Origin of the sequence: Acinetobacter sp. CIP 102129 (assembly GCF_000368305.1) — a bacterium.
In the GTDB taxonomy this organism is placed as follows: Bacteria; Pseudomonadota; Gammaproteobacteria; order Pseudomonadales; family Moraxellaceae; genus Acinetobacter; species Acinetobacter parvus.
This window is the reverse complement of record NZ_KB849341.1, coordinates 775,121-801,863: the sequence shown is the minus strand read 5'-3', so window position 1 is coordinate 801,863 and position 26,743 is coordinate 775,121. Positions and strand designations below refer to the sequence as shown.

Genomic DNA, 26,743 nt, shown 5'->3' with positions numbered 1-26,743 from the left:
TTATAGTTACAGCCCAAAATAGTAAGCACAGATACAGATAATCACCGTGAGAATAATCAACTTAATCACACCAGATGTTCCAACCTTATGCTGGTGAGCCTGATTAAAATGCTGTGATGTTTCCATAGTTCTGTCGATGATTTCAGGTTCAGCAGTGATCTGTGCAGTTTGGTAATGGTTAGCTGTTTTGACAATCAGCTTGGCAAATAAGTCATCGGTTTTCTGGGCAAAGTTGCGTAAATTGATCTGCTCCTCAGGGTCAATCAGCTCACCTGAATCATGATAGGGATGGCGTCTTTTTTCTTCCAGATAGTCGGCTAAGGCCTGAGTGCGATGTAATAAACGATGGGCACAATCCGCTGGATAATCTGTTGGAATCAATGCAAGCTGCTGGCTTGAAAGATGGGTGGGATCAACCTTATAGCCATAAAATGGAAAGTCTTGCTGTTCTGGTTCAGGGAAATGCGGGGCATATTTACTGTCAAAAAGCTCACGTTCCAGAAAAACTACGACATTATTCCAGTTTACATTTTGTAAATCAGCATTTATTTTTTTGACAAGTTTGTCATTCAGTTCATAACCCCAAAAGGTTTGCTGTCCCAGTGTGATTTTCTGTGAAACAGGCACTTCAAACGCATTGTCACTGTTATACCATTCAGCCAGTTCCTGTCCACAAATCCATGCAGTTTTTTTATTGGCTTGATGGCTAACCATAAAGTGTGCAAAGGGAAGTAGCTCAACATTCGGGTTTGGGTTTTGCTCTTCATTCAATAAAGTGGATAAGTGTAGACTGAGTTTGGTAACGCCCTGTTTTTTCAGTCCCTCCAGCCAAATCTGGAAGTGCTGTGCCAGTAAACGTTGTGATAACAGGTCACGGAAAGTCAGGCACTGGTGATCAAAAATAGGATGTTCGACCCAACGGCTAAAATTGAGATTTCCTGCAAGAAATTCATTGCCATAAGTCACTAGGGTAAGCTGTTGTTTCCAAATTTGATCAAGCGCCATCGTTATTCTTTCTCATTGACGATATTGGTATCTTATACATTTTATTCAATTGTTGAGTAATTTTTCGGAAATTTTAGTTGATCTGCTTAGGTATCTTGTTGTTTTATTTTTGCATCTATATTTTCAAAAGTACGCTGTTTAAACCGCTGTTTATTTTCATCAAACTGGTAAAAAGCTGATAAACTATAGCGTTTTATTATATTTCTATATTTTGTTGCTTTGAGAGTTACTATGTCACTGGAAGCCCTGACCACTGAAGCGCTTGCTGCCATTGCAGCGGCTCAAGACCTTGCTGCACTCGATCAAGTTCGTGTGCAATTTACAGGGAAGAAAAGCCAGCTCGCAGAACAGTCGAAAGCACTTGGAAAAATGGATCCTGAAGAGCGAAAAGTACAAGGTGCTGCGATTCATGCTGTGCGTGAAGCGATCAATGTAGCTTTGACTGAGCGTCAACAGACATTACAACAAGCTGAACTTGCAAAAAAATTAGCAAGTGAAACCATTGATATTACTTTACCGGGCCGCGGGCAGCGCATGGGAAGTATTCATCCTGTTACTCAAGTACAAGAGCGTATTTGCCAGTTCTTTACCAAGGCGGGTTTCCAGATCGCTTATGGTCCTGAAGTTGAAGATGATTATCACAACTTTGAAGCCTTAAATATTCCAGGACATCACCCAGCCCGTGCCATGCACGACACGTTCTACTTTGATGCAACGCATTTACTGCGTACCCATACTTCGGGCGTGCAAATTCGAACTATGGAAACCAGTCAGCCGCCAATTCGTATCGTGTGTCCTGGTCGTGTATATCGTTGTGACTCGGATCAAACCCATTCGCCAATGTTCCATCAGATCGAAGGTCTGTACGTTGCTGAAAATACCAGCTTTGCTGAGTTAAAAGGTTTATTGATTAACCTACTCAATGAGTTCTTTGAAAAAGATTTAAAAGTACGTTTCCGTCCATCTTACTTTCCATTTACAGAGCCAAGTGCAGAAGTGGATATCATGGATGAACGTGGTCGTTGGTTAGAAGTTTTAGGCTGTGGCATGGTGCATCCAAATGTATTGCGTGCTGCAGGAATTGATCCTGATCAATACAAAGGCTTTGCCTTTGGTCTAGGGGTAGAGCGTTTTGCAATGTTGCGTTATGGCATCAATGATTTGCGTATGTTCTACCAAAATGACGTGCGTTTCTTACGCCAATTTGCCTAAACAGTTTTTCAGGATTAAAGAAGGTTTATACAAATGAAAATTAGTGAAAATTGGTTGCGCAGCTGGGTAAATCCAGCCATTGATAGCGATACATTGTCTGATCAATTGACCATGTTAGGTTTGGAAGTTGATGAGTTAGCGCCTGTTGCAAAACCGTTTACTGGTGTGGTTGTTGGTGAAGTCCTTACGGTTGAACAACATCCAGATGCAGACCGTTTACGTGTGACAACCGTGAATATTGGTTCAGGTGAACCATTGCAGATTGTCTGTGGTGCGCCAAATGTCGGTGTGGGCATGAAAGCACCTGTTGCAACGATCGGTGCGGTATTACCAGGCGATTTCAAAATTAAAAAAGGCAAGCTGCGTGGTGTTGAATCACAAGGTATGCTCTGCGGTGCTTCTGAAATTGATTTAGAAGACAAAATTGATGGGTTGTTAGAGTTGCCTGCTGATGCACCAGTGGGAATGAATATTCGTGAATATTTAAAACTTGATGACAATGTGATTGACATCAGTATCACGCCAAACCGTGGTGACTGCTTTAGTATTCGTGGGATTGCCCGTGAAATCGCAGTCATTAACCAGCTTGAAGTGAATGAGCCGAAGATTCAGGCAATTGCAGCAAATATTTCTGATGAGAAAGTGGTCAACATCAGCACAGAAGGTACGCCACGTTATTTAGGTCGTATCATTAAAAATGTCAATGTTAAGGCGGTTACACCTGATTGGATGGAGCAGGCACTGGCACGTTCAGGCATCCGTACCCATAGTATTTTAGTGGATATTACCAACTATGTATTACTTGAGTTGGGCCAGCCAATGCATGCTTTTGACCTGGCAAAAATCGAGGGTTCAATTCAAGTTCGCCAAGCGCAACCGCAAGAAAAACTGACCTTGCTCAATGATCAAGAAGTTGAATTGCAAGATGACATCATGGTCATTGCCGATGATCAGAAAGCATTGGCAATTGCAGGCATTATGGGTGGTTTGGATTCATCGGTGACCGATGATACACAAGATATTTTCCTTGAGAGTGCGTTCTTTGCATCTTTAGCCATTGCTGGTCGCGCTCGTCGTTTTGGTTTACATACCGATTCATCGCAACGTTATGAACGCGGTGTTGATTTTGAGTTGCCGATGATCGCAATGCACCGTGCCTCTGAACTGATTCAAGTCTTTGCTGGCGGTGATTTTGGTCCAATTACAGTGGCTGAACAAACGAGCTTATTGCCAAAACGTGAAGCAATTGTATTGAAACAGGCACAGGTTGATCAGTTACTTGGATATCAAGTGGCGGGTGATTTTATTGCCGATGCGTTAGCACGTTTGGGCTGTGTGGTGGAAACCAAAGCACAAGGTGAGTGGAGCGTAGTTCCACCATCACATCGCTATGATATGGCTATTTATCAGGACCTGATTGAAGAGGTTGCACGTATCCACGGCTATGACAACATTCAGGTCAGCTTGCCAAAAATTGATGTGAAACTAGAGAAATATCAAGATCGTTTTGAAATTGCTCAACTGCGCCAGACCATTGCAACTTTGGGGTATCAAGAGGCGATTAGCTTTAGCTTTGCCGATGCAAAGCTTGAAAAGCAACTGAATCCAAATGTACAGCCATTAATGCTTACCAACCCAATTTCCAGTGATTTGGCGGCAATGCGTAGTACTCTATTATCCAGCTTGATTCCTTGTGTCCAGTACAATCTAAACCGTCAACAGCAGCGTATTCGTTTCTTTGAACTGGGCTTGCGTTTTGATTATCAGGATGCGCAAAGTATTCATGACCTGAAACAGGTTCCGACTCTGGCCGTGATTGCTGTGGGGTCGCGTACACCTGAATCCTGGCATGCAAAGCCACAGACAATGGATTTCTTCGATTTCAAGGGAGAGGTGGAAGAAATTCTGGCTGCTGGACGTGTAAAGGCGGAGTTTGTCCGTACTGAACGTGCATGGTTACATCCTGGGCAGTCTGCTGAAATTATGGTAAATGGACAGTCGATTGGTTATTTAGGCCGTTTGCACCCCTCACTAGAAAATGAGCTGGATTTAAGCACAACATGGGTGGCAGAACTGGATCAGCAGGCTGTTTTGCAATCTTATGTATCTAATTTTACAGAATTATCACGTTTTCCATCAGTTAGACGTGATATTGCGCTTTTAATCTCTGATAATATTGAGGTTAGAGATATTCAGCGGTTAATTGAGCAAACAGGTGGGGATCTACTCGACTCAACATGGTTGTTCGATGTGTATACGGGGCAAGGGGTTGAACAAGGCAAGCGCTCTTTAGCTTTTGCAGTGTTGTGGCAACATCCAGCACGTACCCTTGAAGATGCTGAAATTAAATCTGGTATGGATAATATTATTCAAGTGTTGGAAGACACTTACCAAGCGACATTGAGGGCCTCATGACAGCATTAACAAAAGCAGAGATGGCGGACCATTTAAGTGAGCTTACGAGTTTAAATCGCCGTGAAGCAAAACAGATGGTCGAGTTATTTTTTGACGAAATCAGCCAGGCATTGATTGCGGGTGAGCAAGTCAAACTTTCAGGTTTCGGTAATTTTGAGTTGCGTGACAAGCGCGAACGTCCTGGACGTAATCCAAAAACAGGTGAGGAAATTCCGATTTCTGCCCGTCGAGTGGTTACGTTTAGGGCGGGCCAGAAATTTAGACAGCGTGTTGGAAATGAGCAGATCGATTGATCTGCTTTTTTATGTTCTTATTTTTAATTTTTGAACTTAATAAAAATGAGGCATAAAAAAAGAGAACCAAACGGTTCTCTTTTTTGAATAATCTAAAAGTAGATTATTGTGCAGCAGAAGCTTCAGTAACAACAACGTCAGAAGCAACAACAGTTGCATCAGTAGCAACAACAGTTGTTGCATCAGCAGCAGCGTTAGTCGCTTCAGAAGCAGCGTCAGTCGCTTCAGCAGCAGCGTCAGTTGCTTCAGTAGCAGCTTCTACAGCTTCAGAAGCAGCAGCAGTAGCGTCAGCAGCTTCTTCTTTCTTAGAGCAACCAACGAAAGCTAAAGTAGTGGCAATAGCAGCAGCAACAGCAAATTTCTTGAATAACATGGCATCACTCTCATAAAATTGTGAGATTAAAAAAAACCTGGGTTAGTCTGTATGTGCTTTTATTATTCCTAAACGCTTTAGGTAACAACGCAGGGAGCAGCCTAACTGGTCTGCTGCTATCCTATCAAAGCAAATCATGAATTACTACAGCCCTGTCCAACAAAACGACAAAAAATGACAAAAATTGGCTAATTTTTGATAGAAAATAACTATGGAAAAGTAATTTTAAATCGGATATTTGTTATTTTAGGTCTTTAAATTTTATTCATTGTTTTAAAAAACAATAAGTTAAATTTTATGTGGGATTTTTAAATAATGTGTAAATAATATGTAACGGTGTCAACCGAATTAAAAAAGCCACCATAAAAGGTGGCTTTTTTAATGAGGTACCGTGGTTAGTTTGCCGCTTTACGCTTCATCTGGTCGAAGAAATCATCATTGGTCTTGGTTTCTTTCATACGATCCAGTAAGAATTCCATTGCCGCCAGCTCATCCATAGGATGGAGGAGTTTGCGCAGAATCCAGACCTTGCGTAGATTATCTTCATCCATGAGGCGTTCTTCACGGCGGGTGCCTGATTTCTTGATGTTCATGGCAGGGAACACGCGTTTCTCGGCAATACGGCGATCCAGTGTAATTTCCTGGTTGCCTGTACCCTTAAACTCTTCATAGATGACATCATCCATTTTACTGCCTGTTTCAATCAGGGCAGTTGAGATGATGGTCAATGAGCCACCTTCTTCAATATTACGTGCCGCACCAAAGAAACGTTTCGGACGTTCAAGGGCATGGGCATCCACACCACCTGTAAGTACCTTGCCTGATGATGGAATCACGGTGTTGTAGGCACGTGCAAGACGGGTAATGGAGTCAAGCAGAATCACAACATCTTTCTTGTGCTCAACCAGACGTTTGGCTTTCTCAATCACCATTTCAGCAACCTGAACGTGGCGGGCAGGCGCTTCATCAAAGGTTGATGCAACCACTTCACCACGAACAGTACGTTCCATCTCAGTAACTTCTTCAGGACGTTCGTCAATTAAAAGTACAATCAAAAATACTTCAGGGTTGTTGCGTACAATCGACTGGGCGATATTTTGCAACAACATGGTTTTACCCGCTTTCGGTGGTGCCACAATAATTGAACGCTGACCTTTACCAATCGGTGCAACCAGATCAACCACACGTGCGGTTAGGTCTTCAGTTGTGCCATTGCCAAGTTCCATCACCAGCTGTTCTGTTGGGAACAATGGCGTCAGGTTTTCAAATAAAATTTTATTACGTGAGTTTTCAGGCGTGTCATAGTTGATTTGATTCACTTTTAACAGTGCAAAATAACGCTCACCCTCTTTTGGTGGACGAATTGTACCTGTAATGGTGTCACCTGTACGCAGGTTGAAACGGCGAATCTGGGATGGGCTGACATAAATGTCATCTGGTCCTGCCAAATATGAACCAGCAGCCGATCGTAGGAAACCAAAACCATCAGAGAGAATTTCGAGAACACCATCACCAAAGATTTCTTCGCCATTCATGGCATGGCGCTTTAAAATGGCAAAAATAATATCTTGTTTACGGTTACGTGCCATGCCTTCAAGGCCCATAAAATCCGCAATCTTAATGAGTTCGCCAATGGGTTTTTTCTTGAGTTCAGTTAAGTTCATAAGTGGTCAGACAGAATGGAATAAGTGGAGGATAATGTTGGGAAAAGAATAAAAAATCGACCGCATACATAGACGCTGATGTAATTGTAGGTACACAACCACGATTCAGTAGCTTAGTTCATTGTTTCAGAGAGAAATGTGAAAACAATTGTTTATTGCCGAGCGGCGATCTTATGTTTTGTGTTTTGTAAGAAGCGTAATGAAGTAGATACCATTCAGGGCTTCTTGATCCAGTAATATAGGGGAAATCAGGGAATTTGTCAATTTTTACGAAGAAATACACTATCTGTAATAGTGTATTTCTTTTAATTGGCAGCTACATCCAGAAATTAGATGTTCTGATCAATAAATGCTGCAAGTTTTGAACGCGGCGCTGCGCCAACCTGTTGTGCCACAACTTCACCATTTTTAAACATCAATAATGCTGGAATATTACGGATATTGTATTTCACGGCAGTGTCTTCACATGCAGTCACGTCAACCTTAACGATTTTCACCTTGCCTGCATATTCATTTGACAAGTCTTCAAGTACAGGTGCAATGGCTTTACAAGGCGCACACCAGCCAGCCCAGAAGTCAACGAGTACAGGAGTTTCAGCATCTAAAACATCTGCTTGGAAGTTTTCATCAGTTGTATTAACAATAGTCGCAGACATGGGGTTGCTCCAAATTTAAGGAATAAAGTGCGAATTTGATCATCATCACGATGAATATTACATTGCTACTTTACTCAATGTAAGGGTTTGTTCTGATTATTCAAGTTTGAAAATAAAAAGTCTAATGGATGCTCACGATGTTGACCATCGACTTATACAATCATTTACTTGATAAAAGTGAAAATACGCGAATTTTATTGCTGAAAATGACTTTAAAATTATTGGCGTGTGAATTACTCTAATGCCTGAATGGTGTATGGGTTTATATAAATAATGTCTGATTTTCTGATTGATGAAGAATTACTTGCCGCGATTGACATGGGTTCAAATAGTTTCCATTTGGCAATCGCTCGTGTTGATCACGGTGAAGTGAAAAAAGTTGCTTCAATGTCAGAAAAAGTACAGTTGGCAGCGGGACTGGACGAAAACAAGAATTTAACCGAGGCTGCACAACAGCGGGGACTAGCCTGTTTGGCACGTTTTGTGGGTCGTTTAAGTTCTGTGCCACCCAACCGTTTAAGAATTGTGGCGACCAATGCGCTGAGACAGGCAAAAAATGGCCATGAGTTTATCCAAAAAGCTGCGGAAATCTTGCCAAAACCCATTGAAATCATTGCAGGCCGTGAAGAGGCCCGCCTGATTTATCTTGGTGTCTCACATACCATGGCCAATGGCGGACGACGTTTGGTGGTCGATATTGGTGGTGGTTCAACCGAATTTATTATTGGTGAGGAGTTCGAGCCGCTACACACTGAATCTTTGCAAATGGGCTGTGTGGCTTATAGTAAAGCATATTTCCCTGATGGTGAGATTTCCACCAAGGCCTTTGATAAGGCGGTAGTTGCGGCACGCAAGGAAATGTCTGCGATAGCCAATACCTATAAGACTGAAGGCTGGGATACGGTTGTTGGTTCGAGTGGAACCATCAAGGCATGCCGTCAGATTGCAGTCAATTTGGGGCTGAGTGATGAACAGGAAAACCTAACACATGAAGGGCTGTCTAAGCTAAAGGATCGCCTGCTTAAATTTAAGCATGTTTCTGAAATTGATTTTGAAGGACTGCGTGAAGACCGCCGAGCAGTTTTGCCAGCAGGTATGGCAATTTTGTATGCAATTTTTGACGTTTTGAATATTGATAAGTTGGCATATTCAGATGGTGCATTGCGTGAAGGCGTGATGTATGACCTGTTGGGTCGTTTCAAGCATGAAGACATTCGTGACCGCAGTGTACAGGCCTTGATGGGGCGCTATAACGCCGATCCAAAGCAGGCTGAACGTGTGGTGAATACTGCCCAGCAATTGTTTGATGGTGTGGCTGGAGCGTTGCATTTAACCACAGAAGACAGTGACTTACTGCGTCGTGCCGCCTATTTACATGAAATTGGTTTGGCGATTAGCCATGGTGGCTATCATCGTCATGGTGCCTATTTGTTACAGCATTCAGATATTCCAGGCTTCTCACAGATTGATCAAAACCATCTTTCACATCTGGTTTCGCACCATCGGCGTAAACTGCGTGCCGATGCCAAGAATGATGTGTTAAAGGTCGGTGGTAGCCATTTACTTTATCTTTGCCTGTTGCTTCGCCTCGCAGTTTTGCTGAACCATAGTCGAAGTGATCAGATGCTTCCTGCCATTGAACTGAGTGTGGTAAATGATCAACAATGGCAACTCAGCGTTTCTGGCGATGCTAAACAATGGCCTTTACTGGTTGCAGACCTGCATGATGAGCAGGTGCAATTCAAGCATTGGGACATTGAGTTAAATATTCAGTCAGACAAATTTATTGATTAACCATATTGTTATGGATCATTTTTGACTTATGAAAAATAAAGCGACTCAGTCCAAGGCGTGGGCTACGGTTCAAATTGCACGACATCCTGAGCGTCCGCAATTTCTAGATTATGTCAGTGAAATCTTTACTGAGTTTGATGCACTGCATGGCGACCGTTTATATGGTGACGATGGTGCTATGATTGGTGGCTTGGCACGTTTTGACGGACAGCCCGTCATGGTGGTGGGGCAGCATCGTGGTCGCGGCACCCGTGAAAAGCTACAGCACAACTTTGGGATGTGTAACCCTGAAGGCTATCGTAAATCACAACGTTTACTGGACATGGCTGAACGTTTTAATCTTCCAGTATTCACTTTTGTTGATACCATGGGTGCCTATCCAGGGGTGGGTGCGGAAGAACGAGGTCAGGCGGAGGCAATTGCCACCAGTCTGGCACAACTTTCCAGCTTGAAAGTACCTGTGATTGCTACTGTGCTTGGTGAAGGCGGTTCTGGTGGTGCGCTGGGTATCGGGGTGGCGGACCGCGTGATTATGCTCTCACACAGTATTTACTCGGTGATCTCACCTGAAGGCTGTGCCTCCATTCTATGGAAAACAGCAGATAAAGCGGCTCAAGCCAGTGAAGCACTCGCATTAACTGCCGACAAGCTGAAAGCTTTAGGTATTGTTGAATATGTCGTGGATGAGGGCGACGGGGCACATTTGCAGCCTGAAAAAGTCATGCATGACTTAAAAGATGTGTTAAAACAAGTCCTGGATGAACTGCAACCGATGGATGCTCAAGTAAGATGCGACGCACGTTATCAACGTTTAATGAAGTTTGGCAGCAGCAATTTAGGCATCGCATCCTAACGCAAGTCCAGTATTTTTCTGAATCCACCCAATTCCTGCTTGGGTGTAGCGGCGGCATGGATTCCATGCTGTTGTTGCATCTGATGTCTGAAATTTTTCCAAGCAGAACCCGTGCAATTTATATTGATCATCAACTACAGCAGATGAGTGCGGAATGGGGAACGCTGGTACAAAAACAAGCTGAAGTACTGAAAGTTCCCTGCATCATTCAAAAGGTGCAGGTTGAAGCAGGCAATCTGGAACAGCAGGCGCGGCAGGCGCGTTATCAGGCCTATCAACAGCATTTGCAAAGTCATGAAGTTTTAGTTCTGGCTCATCATCAGCAAGATCAGGCTGAAACTGTGTTATTGCGTTTATTTTCTGGCGCTGGAGTAAATGGACTGGCTGCAATGCGGCAAATCGATAAACGCAATAATATGACCATCTGGCGACCATTTTTGGACTTAAGTCGTGCGCACATTGAGCAATGGTCACAGCAACTGGGTTTTGATTATGTGACTGATCCAACCAATCATGATACCCATTATGATCGGGCATGGTGTCGGGAAGTGCTATGGGATGTTATACAAACTCGCTTCCCAAAAATGCAGGCTGTTATAGCGCGAACCAGTTATCTGATGCAGGATACAGCAGAGATATTGGAGAATGTATTACAAAAGGATTGGCAAGATTGCATAGCAGATCAGGAGCTTGATCTGCTGAAATTGAGTCAACTTTCATTGGCACGACAACGTCAATTACTCTCAGCCTGGGTAAAGGGAGATGATCAGTATCGTCCAAGCTACGATATGGTACAGCGTCTACAGCAAGAAGTGATTCTGGCAAAACCTGATGCACAGGCGACTTTACATATCAACCAGCATTATTATGTTCGCTATCAGAAAAAACTATATCGTTTAACACATGATATATTATATGCGGAAAAGCAATCATCCATTGCAAATGTGTCGTCACAGTATTATGAAATAGGTCAATTTATACAGGTTGCAGCGGGAAAATTCAGGATTGAATCGCAGACGATCGGGCTTTCTCCAAAACTGCTGGGTCAAGAGTTGCGCTTAATCAAGCGGCAGGGTGGCGAGAAAATCCATCTTTATGGGCGGGTTGGGCATTGGCCACTGAAAAAAGCCATTCAGGAAGCACAGATTTTGCCTTGGTTACGTCATACAATTCAAATATTGGTCGTAGATAATGTTATGCTTGGGGTTTTTAGCCCAAAGGGTTTTTGGTTGGCGCAATCTGATTATTTAGAGCAGGGCGGTTGGCAACCAAGTTTAATTTCTGACTGCAATGACTTTTTTCAGCAGTCTTTTTCATATGATGAGTAGGACATGGCGACAACATTGAATCAAAATATTTGTTTTATTGGTGGTGGTAACATGGCGCAAGCCTTGATTGGTGGGCTACTTTCTCGTGGTTTACCGACGACGCGCATTACCGTTTCTGATCCAGTTGAACAAATTCGTCACATCTTAGAAGAAAAAAATATTCAAACCACAACAGATAATGTGGACGCAATTAAAAATGCGGACGTTGTGGTATTGGCGGTCAAACCACAAGTTTTGGCAACGGTATTACAACCATTAAAAGGTTTATTGTCGGATAAACTCGTGATTTCAATTATTGCGGGTGCTGAAATTCAAACGATTTCAGATTTAATTGGCGGCAGCCAGCGTATTGTGCGTGTGATGCCAAATACACCTGCGTTGGTGCAGACAGGGGCGCATGGCATTTATGCATCTGAAGCGGTTGGTAAACAGGACCGTGAACTGACCAGCCAGATTCTTGCAGCGACAGGTCTCACCATCTGGTTGGATAATGAGGCGCAAATTGATGCGGTAACCGCCGTATCTGGTTCTGGTCCTGCGTATTTTTTCTATTTAATGGAAAGCATGATCCGTGCAGGCAAGAATCTCGGTCTGGAGGAGAAAGTGGCGACAGCATTGACGTTACAAACGGCATTGGGTGCCGCACAAATGGCGATTACCAGCTCCAACTCACCATCAGAATTGCGTAAAAATGTGACATCTCCAAATGGTACGACTCAAGCTGCATTAGAGGTATTTGACCGTGCGCAGATTTCACAAAATATTCAAGCAGCGCTTGCAGCAGCTCAGAAGCGTAGCCAAGAGCTCGCACAAGAGTTGAGTGACAAGACTAAATCGGTTTAAGTAGGATAAGACAATTATGGGTGCAAGTTCTGCGCTAATTTTTGGTGTTTTGATCAATGTTGCAATTTTATTGGTCTTCTTCCGTTTTTTAATGCAATTGGCGGCAGTCAGTCCATACAATCCTGTAGTGCTTTCAACTGTGAAAGCCACCAAGATTGTGGATGTTTTTAGCCGTATTTTTCCAACGGTGAGCAAGGGTCGTGTCAATCTGGCTGCGGTTGCCTTGCTGGTGGTGCTGTATTTACTGAAAATCTTTGGCCTGATGTATTTGTCTGGACAGATGCCGCATAGTGCCGTGTATCTGGTGATCACGACTTTTGTGACCATGATTCAGGACTTGATCCGTTTCTGCCGCTACCTTATTTTTGCAACCATCATTTTAAGCTGGGTGGTGATGTTTACGCAGACACGTTCACCTTATATTGAAGTGATTCAGGAACTTGCTGAGCCATTGCTTGCACCTTTCCGCCGTTTGTTGCCGAATATGGGGATGATTGACCTGTCGCCAATTTTGGCATTCTTGGCTTTATATATTGCTGAGATCTTAATGAATGAAGCGGCGAAAGTTCTTTTAACAGGACTTTAATCTGCTTCAAAATAAAAAAAGGATTGTATTTTACACAATCCTTTTTTTATTGCTCACGTATTAGTGAGCAGCATCCCAGTTCAGTCCCTGTCCGACCTCAACCACCAATGGAACTGAAATCTGAACAACGGACTGCATGACATCCGTAATCTGTCTGGATAGCTCCTCAGCAATTGATTCATCTGCTTCAAATACCAGTTCATCGTGTACCTGCAATAAAAGCTTGGCCTGATCTTTTGGCAGGATTTTATCAACCTCAATCATGGCAATCTTAATGATATCGGCCGCGCTTCCCTGTAATGGTGCGTTAATCGCGGCACGTTCAGCCGCCTTGCGTACCATCATGTTTCGTGCATCAATATCTGGTGTATATAAACGGCGCCCCAGTATTGTCTCAACAAAACCCTGTTCCAGTGCAAGCTGACGTGTACGCTGCATATATTCATAAATACCAGGATAGCGGTGGAAATATTGCTTGATATAGTTCTGTGATTCTTCACGGGTAAAGCCCAATTGACGAATCAAGCCAAACTCCGACATGCCATAGAGCAGGCCGAAATTGACGGCCTTGGCCTGGCGGCGCTGGTCATTGGTCACATCTTCAATGGCAATGCTCAGTACTTCAGACGCGGTACGGCGGTGTACATCCTGTCCATGCTGGAACGCATGAACCAGTGCATCATCCTGGGAAAAATGTGCCATCAGGCGCAGTTCAATTTGTGAGTAATCGGCTGCCAGCAACACACGTCCCTCAGGTGCAATAAATGCCTTGCGAATCTGACGTCCAATTTGAGTACGAATTGGAATGTTTTGCAGGTTTGGGTCAGTGGATGACAGGCGGCCTGTCGCGGTCAAGGCCTGATGATAGCTGGTATGCACACGATGTGTCGTATCATGTGACTGTTCAACCAGACGGTCAGTATAGGTGTTTTTAAGCTTTGCCAGTCCACGGTGTTCCAGAATCACTTCGGCTAGCGGATGCTCAATTTTTTCCAGCACACTTTCACTGGTGCTGTATTGTCCAGTTGCTGTTTTCTTGCCGCCTTTGATGCCCAGTTTGTCAAATAACACTTCACCGACTTGTTTAGGTGAGGCGATATTAAATGCCTCACCTGCCAGTTCGGTGGCCTGATTTTCCAGTGTCTGCATGGTTTCAGAAAATTCAACACTGAGCTGGTCAAGGAAAGCATGATCCAGCTTGATTCCATCTTCTTCCATGCCCGTCAATACCCGAGCAACAGGCATCTCAATGTTATGCAGGATATTGACCAGTTCAGGCAAAGGCTGGAGCTTTGCTGACAGCACCTCATACAGCCGATAGGTGACATGCGCATCTTCAGCGGCATAATGTGCCGCAACCTCAAGCTCAATCTGGTTAAAGGTTTTCTGTTTGGCACCCTTACCAGCGATTTGCTCGAAAGTGGTGGTGAGATGGCTGAGATACACCCGTGCCACATCATCCATACCATGACGTGTTGCCGCCGCATTCAGGACATAAGACGCCAGCATAGTATCGAAATACCAGCCCTGAATGATGATGCCGTGATTGGCAAAGATGTGTGCATCGTATTTTAAGTGGTGACCGATTTTCCTGACCTGTTCATTTTCAAGAATCGGTTTGATCTGTGCCAAAACAGCTTCACGATTAAGCTGTTCAGGTGCATTTTCATAGTCATGTGCCAATGGAATGTAATAGGCATCGTTTGCGTCAAAGGCGACAGAAAATCCAACCAGCTCTGCAATACGATAGTCCAGACTGGTGGTTTCTGTATCAATGGCAAAGTGATCGGTCTCCTGCATCCGTTGTAACAGGCTGTCCCAATCCTCCTGTTTCAGTACCGTATGATAGCTGGCTGTGCCAAGCTGGTCATCCTGACTGGAAAGACTGGCATGGTCTTCTGCAATACCATCCTGTGCCGCCGTGGCTTCAGTGTTTTGCGCAGCTTTCACAATGTTCTGTGAAGTCTGTTGATAGGCAGAGCCATTTGGATTGTTCGGATGATCTAAAGACTGTAACTGGTTACGGAATTCCAGTTCAGTGTAAAGGTCACGCAGATGGTCCACGTTTGGATTGCAGAGCTTGAGTTCATGCCAGTCCAGATTAAGCTCAAGGTCACAGACAATGCTGGCAAGCTGATGGTCAATCTTGATGTTGTCCAGATTGTCCTTGATATTTTGACTGATTTTACCCTTGAGCTGGTCTACATTGGCAATGATATTGTTCAGTGAACCGTATTCATTTAGCAGTTTGGCAGCCGTTTTCGCCCCCACGCCTGGAACGCCCATGATGCCATCAGAGGCATCGCCCATAAGGGTGAGATAGTCAATAATCTGGTGCGGGTGCACGCCAAACTTCTCATATACGCCAGCCTCATCCAGCACGCGGTCCTTGAAGCTGTCTTCCAGTTTGACATGCTCATTGACCAGTTGCGCCATATCCTTGTCGCCTGTTGAGATCAGCACATGGTGACCCTCAAGCACCGCACGTTTTGCCAGCGTTCCAATAATGTCATCCGCTTCTGCACCTGGCAGGCTGTACAATGGAATACCCTGTGCTTTGATTAAGGCATGCAAATACGGAATCTGTTGTGACAATTCCTCTGGCATGCTTGGACGATCACCTTTGTAAATCGGTGATAATTTATGACGAAATGTTGGCTCTGGCGTGTCAAAGATCACCGCCATATGGGTGGGCTGGGTACGGCGCATCAGCTTCTGGATCGCCGAAATGGCACCACGGATTGCATTGGTATGCAGACCAGTCGATGTTGTGAGTGGAGGTAAGGCGTGAAAAGCACGAAATAAAAAATAAGACCCGTCAACCAGGACAAAAGGTGGCATTGCACAAATCCTTATTATGAACTGGCAGCTATTTTACGTGAAAAAGTGGTGGCTGTCCCTGTTGTCGTGTTGAGCAGGGACGATCTATGTCGTTTTAAAAATTGCAGTATTTTGTATGTAAAAATAGCGGCCTATCCAATGATCAAGTAAGATAGCTTCAATGAAGCTGTGATAATTGATATAAACCCATGTATAAAAAAGATAAACAGGGAATGGTCATTGTTCTGGTTGCCTTGACTATATTGCTCGTCAGTGCAATCGCATTTCAATGGCAGGGGGCGATTATTGCCGCCGCAATAGGACTAACCGTTGTTATTGTACACATCCTTTCCGAGATTCATCAGCGTTTGCTTCAGCTTGAGCAGGCGGCACCCAGCTATTTTGCCCAGTCTGCTGGTATTGGAATGCAACGCATCGTGATTTATAGCGCGGCGCTGGTTGCGCTTTTTGCCTATGCAAATACATGGATGTGGCTGGCAGGTGGTGCGTTGCTGGTGCTTATGCTCTGCCTGATTCAAACCATCAGCGCCTTTCAAACACGGTTGCTTCATCTGGAACAATATACAAATGCCGATTCAAAAGCAGAAGCTTTAGGTAATATTCAAAATATTGAGATCGACCACACCACACCAACAACTACACCAAGTTTTGAAGCCCAGCATCCAGCGTGGATGCAGGCCAATGTCGCAGCAACTCCAAATATGGATATTCAGGATTCCATAGCCAACAACAATCCACCCATAGCGAAAGAACAGGCTTGGTGGCAACCTGCATTCGACTGGATGATACATGGTAATCCAATCCTGCGTGTTGCTGTGGCCGTGTTGATGGTGGGTGTAGTGTTGCTACTGCGTTTTGCCAGTGAACATTGGCAATTGAGTCTGGGTGTCAAACTGGGATTTATTGCCAGTGCGGGTGTTATCACCACCATTGCTGGCTATTGGCTGCAAAAGAAAAACCAGTTGTTTGCAGTTGCCTTGCAAGGTGTGGGTTTAGCCGTTGTCTTTTTAACCCTGATTTTCTCACATCATTTTGCTGTCATAGGCAGTTTAACCACAGCCAGTATTCTGTTTGTCATTTTACTGTTGGTGACGGTTTATCTTAGCTTAAAGCAACAAGCCTTGTATTTGGCAATGCTGGCCTTGAGCATGGCCTATCTTGCGCCATTGGTAATTCCACAAAATCATCCTGATGTGATTTTCCTGTTTGCTTATTACTTGTTAATTAATTTAGCTGTTGCAGCGGTTAATTTTATTCAACCCTGGAAAATCCTGCATCAAATCGCTTTTTTTGCCACCATGTTTATTGGTGGGGCAGTGATTGGAATTTATGCCAAGACGCAGCAATTTGCTACACTGGACTGGATTTTATGGTTGCATATCGCGCTGTTTATCTGGCTCAGTGTCCGTTATAGCCAGTTAATGTTGCGGGTTAAAAACCATGACCTAAATTTAAATCAGGACACAGGGCAGAAAACCCAGCGCTTACAACCCATTCTGGATGTGGGGCTGATTTTTAGTGTGCCTGTACTGGGCTTTTCACTGCATGCCTACCTGATGCATAACTCCACCCAGGCCATGACCTTGGGGGCAGTTGCCTTGGCAATTGTCTATATTTCATTAAATCTGTGGATTAAACGGCAGCATCCACAACTTTCCATCTTGGCAAAAAGCTTCTTTATCCTTGCTGTAGTTTTTGTCGCACTGATTTTCCCATTGGCAAAAGGTGCGCACTGGATTTCCACAGGCTGGGTGATACAGGGAACCGCATTAATCGTTTGGGGTGTAACCGAGCGCTATCGTTTGAGCCGTTATATTGGTGTGATCTTGGTATTGTTCAGTTCAGTGGCACTGATTTTTCAGATTTGGTCAAATGATCATTTTCCAATACTCAGTACGGTGATTTATGCTTTAGCACAATTTATTTCAGCATTTTATTTATTGCATTACCAGGAAGTTGAAAAGTATTTTAGCGCACGTATGCTTAGCGGGATTTTCCTTGCGCTTGGCCTGTATGCAGGTGCAGTTGCGGGCGTTGAGTTGATGCAGTGGCAGCAATATGGACTGAGTCCTTATCTTGCGATTGGAACGGTTTTGATGGCTGGTTTTAGCCTTGCTGTTCATTTAAAATCACAATTGCAGTGGGGAAATGTGCAACTGATTTTATTGGGTGGTCTGCTGTTCCTGCTCTATGGGGAAAGTTTTGCTGCAAATGTGTATTCGGTCTGGCATTGGCCGAGTGGTTTAAGCCAGTTCAGCTTTGCCGTAGCTTCGGTTGTATTGGCGATCATGCTGATAACCTTAAAACTCACTTCTTCAAAAGCATATCTGGCGATTTGGTCTACATTGCTTTGGTTGAGTCTGGCAAGTGTTGGTTTAGCTATTTTCCCTATGATGCCAATCCTTGCCCTTGCAATAATCCCTATTATCTACGGTGCTTGGCTGTTTCAAACGAATAGGACACAGTTGCTGCATCAGCTTCCCGTCTGGTGTTTGACCCTGTTGTGGCTAGTGCTGGTTAACCTTGATACCTATTCTGCTGAGCAATACTATTTTTTACCGTTGCTGAACTTCACGGACATTTTATCCTTGCTGATGTTCGTTGGTATGATCTGGATTATTTATCATCATGATTTTACCACCGAGCAGTCTGTCGAGTGGGGCTTTAAAGTCACCACTATTTTAATTGGTTTATTGGTGTTGAGCAGCGTGGTGGTGCGTGCCATGCATCATTATCTGGGTACGCCATTGTGGGGATTGGACATTTGGTCAAATGGTGATGTGCAGCTCAGCCTGACTTTATTATGGGTAATTCTGGCATTTATCCTGATGACTTTTTCCAGTCGCCGTCATATCCGCCAAATCTGGTTTGTGGGTGCTGCGTTGTTGGGCATTGTGGTGGCTAAATTATTACTGCTGGACTTATCGCAAAGCGGCACATTGACGCGCGTGATTTCATTTATCGGTTCGGGTGCGGTCATGCTGGTGATTGCCTATCTCGCACCTTTGCCACCTGCGTTTGAGGAAAGTCAGAAAGAGGGCTAATCAACTCTCTTTCTGCTCTTTTTTAAGTTCTTTCTGATGGGCATATTGATCAATCTCATCATCCTCAAGTGGGATGGGGCGGTCAATCAAGCCCATTTTCGGTACAGGGATTTCGATCTGATTTTCCACAAAGCCATTTCGTACCCGTTCCTGCATCTCATCGCGAACCTTTAGGGCATTTTCCTGACGGCACCAGACAGAAAACAGCAATTCAATTGAGGATTCCCGAAATGCGGTTACGGTCACGGTTGCCTTTGGATCATCCATCACCAAAGGATATTTGGCTGCGACATCCAGCAATACCTGCCTTACCTTAATGATGTCCTCATGGAAATTAATCGCCAGCGTGATGGGAATCCGCCGTATTGGATATTTGGACAGGTTCATCACAGGTGTTCGAATCAGTTGCTCATTGGGTAGGCGAATATAGACATTATCTAGTGTGAGCAGTTTCACAGACAGCAGGTCAATTGAAATCACCTGTCCCTCAATGGTCTGCCCACGAATCAGGGTAATCTGAATCGTATCACCAACTTCAAATGAACCTTCACCAATCAGGAACAAACCACTGATCAGGTTGGTGGCAGAGGTTTGTGAGGCAAAACCTAAAGCCACCGTTAAAATCCCCGCTGCACCCAGGAAAACGCTGAGTTTAAAACCTGCTTCCCTTAAGCTGGTCATAATAAACAGCAGGAAAATAAAATAAAAAATCCCCCTGCGCCACAATAAACGCTGATGCGCATTTAAACGACTGCCAATGGTGCGGATAAAGGTGTTTGAAACAAGACGTGCGATCAGGAAACCAATAAAGCACAAGATAATGGCAACCAGAATTTCGCTCAGCCGATCAAGATTAATACCTGTGAATATACTTTTCAGGGTGTCGGTCAGGTTATTTGCCACATCTTTGGGAATGCTGGTTTCTGCCATAAAAACCTCTTAAAAGAATGAATCGAACATATTGAACAAGGTGCTGCCAGGTGCCCGTGGTGGGTGGACATAAATGACCTCGCCTGCCTGAGTTGGTGTTTTGTTTTCAATGCGGATACGTGCTGGATGTTCCGCACCCTCATAATGGACCTTGATTTGTGAGGTCCATAAACGTCCTGTACTTTCGCTATAGAACAGAGGAAGCGCGGGCACGGGCACATTCATACGGTCAAAACGCAGTTGATGCTGGCTGGTGTTGTGGAACTCAATTGGAGTGACTGCACGGAATGCACGCGGTTTGAGCAAATTTAAATCGGTGCGTCCATCCACCGAGGTGGCATAACAAATTTCACCATGCTGGGGGTCTTTTCCAAACCAGGTGTCTTTCGGCTGGATGATGGGAATATCAAATAAAGGTTCAGTCAATCCCCCAACCAAGCCTGCAATCCATAAGGGCGTACTGATATAAAGTGTTCCGCGTTGACCTGCTGGGATATAAATTGGGTCTACAGGCTTGATTACCACCGAACGATCTGCCAAACGGGGCATTAAGTGAAATGTACTTTGGGTATTATGGAACATATAACGTTCGATCTTTGCAGGCTGTGGCATTGCAAACTCAGTATCGCTCAGCATTTTCCATTGTTGTTCATAATCGTGCTGATATTGAGGGCGATGATATTCCAAACGCCATTCCTTAATGCCACGGGTCAGGCGAAATAACAGTGAACCGAATTGCCAGGCCTTGGCCTGCTGAATTTCAAATTGTTGTTCTCCCCACCATTTCAAAATGTTGGCATGAGGCGGCTGAAATTGCTGCTTTTGATATGAATTATTTTGAGACAAGATGTAAAATTCCTGTGTGAGTATGCTAAACAGACTTCACGCTGTAACTCGCTTAGAGTACACTCAAGCATCTTTTTTATCATTATTTGTATGATGCAAATACTTAAACAAATACAAATTCCTTATAGTTTTGCCAAAAGACATGGCGTTTTGTTACGTTACGAGGGCGATCAGGCATTTATTGTGCGACGGAAAGACACCGCACGGATTGCCTTGCAGGAAGCGCGTCGAATTTTGGGGAAATCTGCCCACGATCAATTGTGTAGCGATCAGGAATTTCATGCTTTGCTCAGCTCCAGCTATGCGGGTGACACGGGGGAGTCGCAACAGGTTGCGGCTGGTCTGGAAGACCATCCTGATTTACTCAGCCTTGCCGATCAAGTGCCTGAAGCCGAAGACTTAATGGATCAGGAAGATGATGCGCCGATTGTTCGCCTGATTAATGCGTTATTGTCAGAAGCGATTCGTGTCAGTGCATCTGATATTCATATCGAGGCCTTTGAGAAGAAACTTTCAGTACGTTTGAGGGTTGATGGGCAACTGCGTGAAATCGTGCAGCCACGCCGTGAACTTGCGCCGTTGTTGGTGTCACGTATTAAAGTCATGGCAAAACTGGATATTGCAGAAAAACGTATTCCTCAGGATGGCCGTATTTCACTGCGTTTGGCGGGCCGTGAGGTTGATGTGCGTGTATCCACCTTGCCATCCTCTCACGGTGAGCGAGTAGTAATGCGTTTACTCGATAAGCAGGCTGGGCGTTTAAACATGACCCACCTGGGCCTAATGCAAAATGACTATGAGCGTCTGACCCAACTGGTACATCGTCCGCATGGCATTATTCTGGTGACAGGCCCAACAGGTTCGGGGAAAACCACCACACTTTATGCGGCATTGTCTGACCTGAATGATAATACCCGCAATATCCTGACGGCCGAAGACCCAATTGAATACCAACTTGAGGGGATTGGACAGACACAGGTTAATACCAAGGTGGATATGACCTTTGCCCGTGCCTTGAAAGCCATGCTGCGTCAAGACCCTGATGTGGTAATGGTGGGGGAGATCCGTGACCTTGAGACGGCTGAAATTGCAGTACAGGCATCACTGACAGGGCACTTGGTGCTCTCCACACTGCATACCAATACCGCCATTGGTGCAGTGACCCGCTTAAAAGATATGGGTATTGAACCGTTCTTGCTGGCGAGCTCCCTGATTGGTGTGATTGCACAGCGTTTGGTGCGTACCTTGTGTCCACATTGTGTGACTTGGCGTAAGGCCGATGACTTTGAACGACAGGTTTTCCAGCATTTAAATGTGGATCAACACATGGAATTGCCTGAACCTAAAGGGTGTGAGCAATGCTCTCATGTTGGCTTTAGTGGCCGAACTGCAATCTATGAAATTGTCCCTGTGGATGAATCTCTGCGTCGTTTGGTTCATGGCAATGCGGCTGAATATGAACTGGAAAACCATGCTCGCCGTTATGCAGGTTCAATTCGTGATGATGGTTTAAGAAAAGTCTTGGCTGGTAAAACTACACTGGAAGAAGTGTTGCGGGTAACCACTGAAGCGGCAGAATAATCTGCCACTTCACCTTACCAGAGATCAGCAATTCTTTTCATTAATCTGGCACGGTAACGCGCGGTTGGATTTTCAAAATTATTTTCCAGCTCTTGTTCATAATACTGTTGCCAGACTTTGATCATGTCTAGCGTTGTACCTTTTTGCTTGATGACAGTAACATCTTCAGGTTGGATATTGTCAAGACGTTGTCTAGCACCTTCAGCACCTGTTCCCCAGCCAATAATCCATTGGCCAAATGCATTCAGGGACAGGTTCTGTGGTGTTGGAAGAGAGATGATTTGGTGTTGAGAAACTTCAGATGTTTCTATTTCAGCAGCATAAAGTTGAATTGTTGTCCCAATTAAAAATACAACAATAAATAATCTAAACATGGATAAAGCTTAATAAGAATTAATCAACAATGTTACAGTATGAATAGAACAAAATGAGAAGAGCTTGTTCTACCAAGATGAATAATCTTTATTAAATCATGCTTCTAATCAGTTTTCATTGAAAAAGTTGATCATTATGGTCAGATATTTACTGTATGCACATATTTTGGCTTAGCTAAGCCTTATGATGTGTTTAGTAATTGATTAATCTGCGATGCTGCATAAGTGGCATGGAAAGGCGAATGGTATTTTGTTCATCAAGGTCAAAAGCACTGGTTACTAAACCATGCCCCTCAGTGTCTATCATCTGTAAAAGCTGACCACGACTATCCGTAATCCCTGCATGCCCCCAGGTTTGACGCTGTTCCCCATGCCAGCCTTGCTGTGCCGCACCAAGAACAAAACACTGGCTATCCATGGCACGTGCCTGTAGCAGCAGTTGCCAGTGCAGTTTGCCTGTTGTGTAGGTAAATGCGGCGGGCGCGGTTAGAATATTCGCCCCTTTGGTGCGTAACATCAACGAGAGTTCTGGAAAACGCAAGTCATAACATACCATTAGTCCGAGATTACCAAAAGATGTTCTGGCAACAACAACCTCATCACCAGGCTCAAAAAATCTTGATTCCTGATAACCCCCAACAGCGTCACCCACCTGAACATCAAACAAATGGATCTTGTCATAACGTGCTTCTGTACGCTCAGGACTAATGCATAAACTGACGGTACGCACACGACCATCCTGAATGATTGAGCCATCAGGACGAAATGGGCAGGGAAGTGTACCCGCAACAATCCAGATCTGGTAGCGGTGAGCAAGCTGTTCCAGTCGTTGCTGAATAGCCTCAAACTGTGCTGCGGTCTCGCGTTGCTTACCTGCGGCAAAACAGACAAAATTTTCAGGGAAGACAATCAGTTCAGCATCTTGGGCCTTACTTTGCTGAATCAATGACTCAATGACAGTGAAATTCGTTTCAATGTCATCTTGAGAGTTCATTTGTACAACAGAAAGCAGACTCATATAGGTACCACAATATTAGGAGGCAACGATCAGGCGTTTTGTTTTTGAGTATCCTGGTTTAAACAATCCTGTTCTTTTTGCAACTGCTTGACCAGTGGTTCAAACATATTCTGATTGTTTTCATTCAGGCGCATCAGGGTCTTATGCGCGTCCAGTACTGTATTTAACATTGCACTGTGTGTCACAAATTCTTCTGTTAGCTCCAGCGTGCACACACTAGGATCGCCGCAGTAATTCAGGATCACAAAAACCTGCCCCAGCCCCATGCTATTCGCCAGGGTGGTAATATCTGGATTGGTTGAAAGCATGACTGCCTGTATGTGATGGACTTGTTTAAGCTTAAGACCGAGTTTTGCAAGTACGCCCAGGACAGTACTATCAATAAATGTGGTCTGGGTTAAATCAACGATTGCACCAACAACATTTTGCTGCTGTTCAATCTTGTTGAGTAGCTTGTCCAAACTTATACAAGATTGGGCACGCACTTCGCCAATAAGCTTGAAAATATGCGTTCCATTTAAGCTTGCATATTCAACATGACCTGTTGACATATAAATGCCATTTTCAGAGAAAGGATATAAAATTATCCCATAGTGATATTCTAGACACAAGTGGTTGGATGCTGTGATCTAATTAAAACATTGATTTTAAAATTAATTCATTCGGCATAAACTCAGAATGGCAATATCATCAGCCACATGGTCGGGAGGCTGGAAAGAGTTGTTTTGAAGGTGGGTGACCAGTTGGTTAAATTGCTCATTTAACCCGCCATCAAAAGGTTCCAGTGCGCCATCGGAACATAAAATAAAGCGGGAATGACGGTTTAGTACACAATGATGCTCTTCCACTTCCAGTTCTTCGGTCAAGCCTAATGGAAAGCTGCTGGTTGTCAGAATCTGGGGAGGCTGATTCGGTTCAAAAATGATTGGGGGAGGATAATGCCCCGCACTTGACCAACGCACTTCGTGGCTAACCAAATTCAGAACCCCTGCCACCATAGTGATATGCTTTTCAATGTTTTCCTGTACCAGCATGGCATTGAGCTTTTGGATGAGCTGGCTTGGTGTCTTTGACCTACCATGAAATGCCGCCATCCATGAGGTCAATAAACTGCTGGTCACCCCATGTCCTGACACATCGGCAAGATAGAATAAAATTTCTTCATCATTCAGACGCCAATAATCATACCAGTCCCCTGAAAGATAGGCAGAAGGCTGAAAAAAGGACTCAAACTGATAATTGGGTAGTTCAATTGGATTGGGTAAAAGGCGCTTCTGTAACTCAGCGGCGGAAGGTAGATCGCGGCTATCCTGATTACGTTTATACTGGGCATCAATTTTAAATAAGGCATGAACAGGATTTTTAGGTAGGCTATCCCAGATCCAGCCTGCCAATGCTCCCATTTCCCATGCTTGTGCCAGAGCAGTTCCTTCATCTTCAAAAGCCAGCACAATGGTAGGCAACTTCCATTGGTATTTTAAAAAGTCCTGAACATCTGCAATTGCAATAATTGTGGGATCATACAAATCTAGATCATCAACATGAATGACTTGTAAACTCGGTAACTCATTCAATGACTGATCTAAACAAGGTATTGAGCGTGTGGGCTGAATGAAATACATAGATGAATAGCCGATCCTTTGTATGATCATTTTTTAATTCATCATAGATGAAATATGATGGAAAACATAGTATTACTCACATTTAAAATAGAGAGTAATACTTATGTCTATAAATATAGAAATACGAATTTACTGATTATCCGAAGATTCTTCACTATCTTCAGTATCATCTACAAATGATACATCTGCAGAGTCGCTATGTTTTTCAGCAATTTGGAAAGCCTTTCTTTGCAGATAGAAATCTCGAATCATTGCATATTTATCGCCTTTTAAGCTTTCTTCAATATCCAAAACTTGAGCACGAGCATCTATAGCTTGTAACTCATTTGTAGACCAATAAATTCCTTGTTGGTCGTCGAGCATATATTTTTGTGAGCGACCATAACTATCAGCGAGCAAACCAAAACCATCACGGAACGTACTGGGGCCAAAGAAAGGCAGCATGACATAAGGACCTGAGGCAATACCATAATAGCCTAGCGTTACCCCAAAACTCTCTTCTTCTGTTGGCAATCCCAGACGACGTGCAGGGTCAGCAAAGCCTAAAGTCGTTAAGGTGTTGATCGTGAAGCGGCCTAGACTTTTAGCTGCACGTGTTGGGCGGCCCTGTATGAACTGGTTGACTGCATTCCACGGTTCACCGAGGTTTTTGCGAAATTGACGGTAAGGACTTCGTACAGGTTCTGGTACTTTTTCAACGTATTGGATAGCTACTGGCTTAAGTACATATCGGTCTAATGTATCGTTGAAGGCAAATATTTGGCGATTTAATGGTTGTAAAGGGTCTTTTATCGCATCAGGCTGAGCTGCATTTGCATTTACTTTTAAATCATTCTTGGTGAGATGCTTCAAATCTTTTATTGCTTGAATCGTGGTCGGGTTTTTCTGTTCGGTTGTTGCCTGATTCTCAGTAGTATTGCTCTGGTCTGCCGATTCATTGGGAGTCTCTTGCGCGAATACTGATGAACATGCTCCAGCAGTTAACAACCCAAGCAAGATAAAATTTGAGTAATGCATATAAGTCCTTAATCGCGTTAGAGCGAAATTACAGTCATTAAATGATTGCCTTGATGCAAACATTATATAGAAACGGCATATAGTTTAATTGTTCTTCTGGTATTAAAACAAATTCGGTTGAAAAATATAAGCTGGAAAGTGTTTTTGATTGAAAATTGTTCACTTGGATATATTAATTTAAAAAAGCACTTGCAAGGTATTTAGAATGATCTATAATGCGACTCCATCGGCGGTGATGCAGATAAAAACTTGTTGATAAACAAAGGTTTGACTAAAGTGGTTAGATTCTTGGGTTGGTTGATAAGTTTTAAAAATATCGAAATTATCAGTTGACTTTAAAGAGATTTAGGGTAACATAGCCGACCTAGCTTGATGATGACGAATCATCGAGAAGATCATTAAGAGAATAGAAGAACAACTTGTGTGGATTTTTACTGATTGATTGATC

The 26,743-nt window shown here is 43.9% G+C and carries 22 protein-coding genes; 10 read left to right on the top strand and 12 right to left on the bottom strand.

The features are described from left to right. Positions 1-6: 6 nt before the first annotated feature. Positions 7-1,005: a hypothetical protein gene (locus F973_RS11865; protein WP_004675689.1), complete on the bottom strand. Its 999-nt coding sequence runs from the start codon at positions 1,003-1,005 to the stop codon at positions 7-9. Positions 1,006-1,236: 231 nt separating this feature from the next. Between F973_RS11865 and pheS the strand changes: the two genes are divergently transcribed. The 3 genes from pheS to F973_RS11850 are packed head-to-tail and all read left to right on the top strand — an operon-like array spanning position 1,237 to position 4,925. Then, on the top strand, positions 1,237-2,217 hold the full coding sequence (gene pheS, locus F973_RS11860; protein ID WP_004675691.1) for a phenylalanine--tRNA ligase subunit alpha: 981 nt from the start codon (positions 1,237-1,239) through the stop codon (positions 2,215-2,217). A gap of 33 nt (positions 2,218-2,250) precedes the next feature. Continuing rightward, positions 2,251-4,632 (top strand): phenylalanine--tRNA ligase subunit beta, encoded by a 2,382-nt coding sequence (gene pheT, locus F973_RS11855; RefSeq protein WP_004761975.1) that lies wholly within the window; start codon positions 2,251-2,253, stop codon positions 4,630-4,632. Beyond that, positions 4,629-4,925 carry an integration host factor subunit alpha gene (locus tag F973_RS11850; RefSeq protein ID WP_004664224.1) on the top strand — a complete coding sequence of 99 codons (297 nt, stop codon included), beginning with the start codon at positions 4,629-4,631 and terminating at the stop codon, positions 4,923-4,925. The genes pheT and F973_RS11850 overlap by 4 nt, the downstream gene beginning before the upstream one ends. Positions 4,926-5,028: 103 nt before the next feature. On the opposite strand, the gene F973_RS11845 is transcribed toward F973_RS11850, so the two are convergent. The 3 genes from F973_RS11845 to trxA form a co-directional block, all read right to left on the bottom strand. Continuing rightward, on the bottom strand, positions 5,029-5,298 hold the full coding sequence (locus tag F973_RS11845) for a hypothetical protein (RefSeq protein WP_004761974.1): 270 nt from the start codon (positions 5,296-5,298) through the stop codon (positions 5,029-5,031). Positions 5,299-5,693: 395 nt separating this feature from the next. Beyond that, on the bottom strand, positions 5,694-6,962 hold the full coding sequence (gene rho / locus F973_RS11840; protein ID WP_004675700.1) for a transcription termination factor Rho: 1,269 nt from the start codon (positions 6,960-6,962) through the stop codon (positions 5,694-5,696). 329 nt (positions 6,963-7,291) lie between these two features. Further along, on the bottom strand, positions 7,292-7,618 hold the full coding sequence (gene trxA, locus F973_RS11835; RefSeq protein ID WP_004675702.1) for a thioredoxin: 327 nt from the start codon (positions 7,616-7,618) through the stop codon (positions 7,292-7,294). Positions 7,619-7,891: 273 nt separating this feature from the next. Here trxA and ppx point away from each other — a divergent pair, with 273 nt between their 5' ends. Genes ppx through F973_RS11810 form a run of 5 tightly spaced genes read left to right on the top strand, consistent with a single transcriptional unit; the run spans position 7,892 to position 13,022 of the window. Beyond that, positions 7,892-9,412 (top strand): exopolyphosphatase, encoded by a 1,521-nt coding sequence (gene ppx / locus F973_RS11830; RefSeq protein WP_004683034.1) that lies wholly within the window; start codon positions 7,892-7,894, stop codon positions 9,410-9,412. A gap of 28 nt (positions 9,413-9,440) precedes the next feature. Beyond that, a complete protein-coding gene (locus F973_RS11825) occupies positions 9,441-10,265 on the top strand; it encodes an acetyl-CoA carboxylase carboxyltransferase subunit alpha (RefSeq protein WP_004761973.1) in 825 nt (274 codons plus the stop codon). Beyond that, positions 10,202-11,593, top strand: a complete 1,392-nt coding sequence (gene tilS, locus F973_RS11820; protein WP_081399910.1) for a tRNA lysidine(34) synthetase TilS — start codon at positions 10,202-10,204, stop codon at positions 11,591-11,593. Before F973_RS11825 ends, tilS begins: the two co-directional genes overlap by 64 nt. Before the next feature lie 3 nt (positions 11,594-11,596). Further along, the gene (proC, locus tag F973_RS11815) at positions 11,597-12,436 is read left to right on the top strand and encodes a pyrroline-5-carboxylate reductase (protein WP_004761969.1); all 840 of its coding nucleotides are present in this window, start codon (positions 11,597-11,599) and stop codon (positions 12,434-12,436) included. 16 nt (positions 12,437-12,452) lie between these two features. Then, positions 12,453-13,022, top strand: a complete 570-nt coding sequence (locus F973_RS11810; protein ID WP_004683029.1) for a YggT family protein — start codon at positions 12,453-12,455, stop codon at positions 13,020-13,022. A 60-nt stretch (positions 13,023-13,082) separates the two neighbouring features. On the opposite strand, the gene polA is transcribed toward F973_RS11810, so the two are convergent. Continuing rightward, complete coding sequence (gene polA, locus F973_RS11805) at positions 13,083-15,863, bottom strand: DNA polymerase I (protein WP_004761966.1); 2,781 nt, start codon at positions 15,861-15,863, stop codon at positions 13,083-13,085. A gap of 188 nt (positions 15,864-16,051) precedes the next feature. Here polA and F973_RS11800 point away from each other — a divergent pair, with 188 nt between their 5' ends. After that, positions 16,052-18,907 carry a DUF2339 domain-containing protein gene (locus F973_RS11800; RefSeq protein WP_004761963.1) on the top strand — a complete coding sequence of 952 codons (2,856 nt, stop codon included), beginning with the start codon at positions 16,052-16,054 and terminating at the stop codon, positions 18,905-18,907. On the opposite strand, the gene F973_RS11795 is transcribed toward F973_RS11800, so the two are convergent. Together F973_RS11795 and F973_RS11790 are read right to left on the bottom strand one after the other, a co-directional pair. Then, positions 18,908-19,837, bottom strand: a complete 930-nt coding sequence (locus F973_RS11795; RefSeq protein WP_004683023.1) for a mechanosensitive ion channel family protein — start codon at positions 19,835-19,837, stop codon at positions 18,908-18,910. Positions 19,838-19,846: 9 nt separating this feature from the next. Continuing rightward, on the bottom strand, positions 19,847-20,683 hold the full coding sequence (locus F973_RS11790; RefSeq protein WP_004683021.1) for a hypothetical protein: 837 nt from the start codon (positions 20,681-20,683) through the stop codon (positions 19,847-19,849). 93 nt (positions 20,684-20,776) lie between these two features. Here F973_RS11790 and gspE point away from each other — a divergent pair, with 93 nt between their 5' ends. Continuing rightward, on the top strand, positions 20,777-22,264 hold the full coding sequence (gene gspE / locus F973_RS11785; RefSeq protein WP_004761961.1) for a type II secretion system ATPase GspE: 1,488 nt from the start codon (positions 20,777-20,779) through the stop codon (positions 22,262-22,264). Positions 22,265-22,278: 14 nt separating this feature from the next. On the opposite strand, the gene F973_RS11780 is transcribed toward gspE, so the two are convergent. From F973_RS11780 to F973_RS11760, 5 genes are all read right to left on the bottom strand, one after another. Continuing rightward, entirely contained in the window at positions 22,279-22,638 is a 360-nt protein-coding gene (locus F973_RS11780) for a DUF4951 domain-containing protein (RefSeq protein ID WP_004761959.1), read from the bottom strand. A gap of 193 nt (positions 22,639-22,831) precedes the next feature. After that, entirely contained in the window at positions 22,832-23,656 is an 825-nt protein-coding gene (locus F973_RS11775) for a carbon-nitrogen hydrolase family protein (RefSeq protein WP_004761957.1), read from the bottom strand. Between the two features lie 29 nt (positions 23,657-23,685). After that, on the bottom strand, positions 23,686-24,207 hold the full coding sequence (gigB, locus tag F973_RS11770; protein ID WP_004675727.1) for an anti-anti-sigma factor GigB: 522 nt from the start codon (positions 24,205-24,207) through the stop codon (positions 23,686-23,688). A gap of 102 nt (positions 24,208-24,309) precedes the next feature. Further along, the gene (gigA, locus tag F973_RS11765; protein ID WP_004675729.1) at positions 24,310-25,278 is read right to left on the bottom strand and encodes an RsbU family protein phosphatase GigA; all 969 of its coding nucleotides are present in this window, start codon (positions 25,276-25,278) and stop codon (positions 24,310-24,312) included. Between the two features lie 129 nt (positions 25,279-25,407). Then, on the bottom strand, positions 25,408-26,295 hold the full coding sequence (locus tag F973_RS11760) for an MlaA family lipoprotein (protein ID WP_004761955.1): 888 nt from the start codon (positions 26,293-26,295) through the stop codon (positions 25,408-25,410). Positions 26,296-26,743 lie beyond the last annotated feature (448 nt).

Bases quoted from the DNA above. Each gene is read 5' to 3' on its own strand.
- F973_RS11865 (WP_004675689.1), bottom strand. From the start codon at position 1,005: ATGGCGCTTGATCAAATTTGGAAACAACAGCTTACCCTAGTGACTTAT.
- pheS (WP_004675691.1), top strand. From the start codon at position 1,237: ATGTCACTGGAAGCCCTGACCACTGAAGCGCTTGCTGCCATTGCAGCG.
- pheT (WP_004761975.1), top strand. From the start codon at position 2,251: ATGAAAATTAGTGAAAATTGGTTGCGCAGCTGGGTAAATCCAGCCATT.
- F973_RS11850 (WP_004664224.1), top strand. From the start codon at position 4,629: ATGACAGCATTAACAAAAGCAGAGATGGCGGACCATTTAAGTGAGCTT.
- F973_RS11845 (WP_004761974.1), bottom strand. From the start codon at position 5,298: ATGTTATTCAAGAAATTTGCTGTTGCTGCTGCTATTGCCACTACTTTA.
- rho (WP_004675700.1), bottom strand. From the start codon at position 6,962: ATGAACTTAACTGAACTCAAGAAAAAACCCATTGGCGAACTCATTAAG.
- trxA (WP_004675702.1), bottom strand. From the start codon at position 7,618: ATGTCTGCGACTATTGTTAATACAACTGATGAAAACTTCCAAGCAGAT.
- ppx (WP_004683034.1), top strand. From the start codon at position 7,892: ATGTCTGATTTTCTGATTGATGAAGAATTACTTGCCGCGATTGACATG.
- F973_RS11825 (WP_004761973.1), top strand. From the start codon at position 9,441: ATGAAAAATAAAGCGACTCAGTCCAAGGCGTGGGCTACGGTTCAAATT.
- tilS (WP_081399910.1), top strand. From the start codon at position 10,202: ATGCGACGCACGTTATCAACGTTTAATGAAGTTTGGCAGCAGCAATTT.
- proC (WP_004761969.1), top strand. From the start codon at position 11,597: ATGGCGACAACATTGAATCAAAATATTTGTTTTATTGGTGGTGGTAAC.
- F973_RS11810 (WP_004683029.1), top strand. From the start codon at position 12,453: ATGGGTGCAAGTTCTGCGCTAATTTTTGGTGTTTTGATCAATGTTGCA.
- polA (WP_004761966.1), bottom strand. From the start codon at position 15,863: ATGCCACCTTTTGTCCTGGTTGACGGGTCTTATTTTTTATTTCGTGCT.
- F973_RS11800 (WP_004761963.1), top strand. From the start codon at position 16,052: ATGTATAAAAAAGATAAACAGGGAATGGTCATTGTTCTGGTTGCCTTG.
- F973_RS11795 (WP_004683023.1), bottom strand. From the start codon at position 19,837: ATGGCAGAAACCAGCATTCCCAAAGATGTGGCAAATAACCTGACCGAC.
- gspE (WP_004761961.1), top strand. From the start codon at position 20,777: ATGCAAATACTTAAACAAATACAAATTCCTTATAGTTTTGCCAAAAGA.
- F973_RS11780 (WP_004761959.1), bottom strand. From the start codon at position 22,638: ATGTTTAGATTATTTATTGTTGTATTTTTAATTGGGACAACAATTCAA.
- F973_RS11775 (WP_004761957.1), bottom strand. From the start codon at position 23,656: ATGAGTCTGCTTTCTGTTGTACAAATGAACTCTCAAGATGACATTGAA.
- gigB (WP_004675727.1), bottom strand. From the start codon at position 24,207: ATGTCAACAGGTCATGTTGAATATGCAAGCTTAAATGGAACGCATATT.
- gigA (WP_004675729.1), bottom strand. From the start codon at position 25,278: ATGTATTTCATTCAGCCCACACGCTCAATACCTTGTTTAGATCAGTCA.
- F973_RS11760 (WP_004761955.1), bottom strand. From the start codon at position 26,295: ATGCATTACTCAAATTTTATCTTGCTTGGGTTGTTAACTGCTGGAGCA.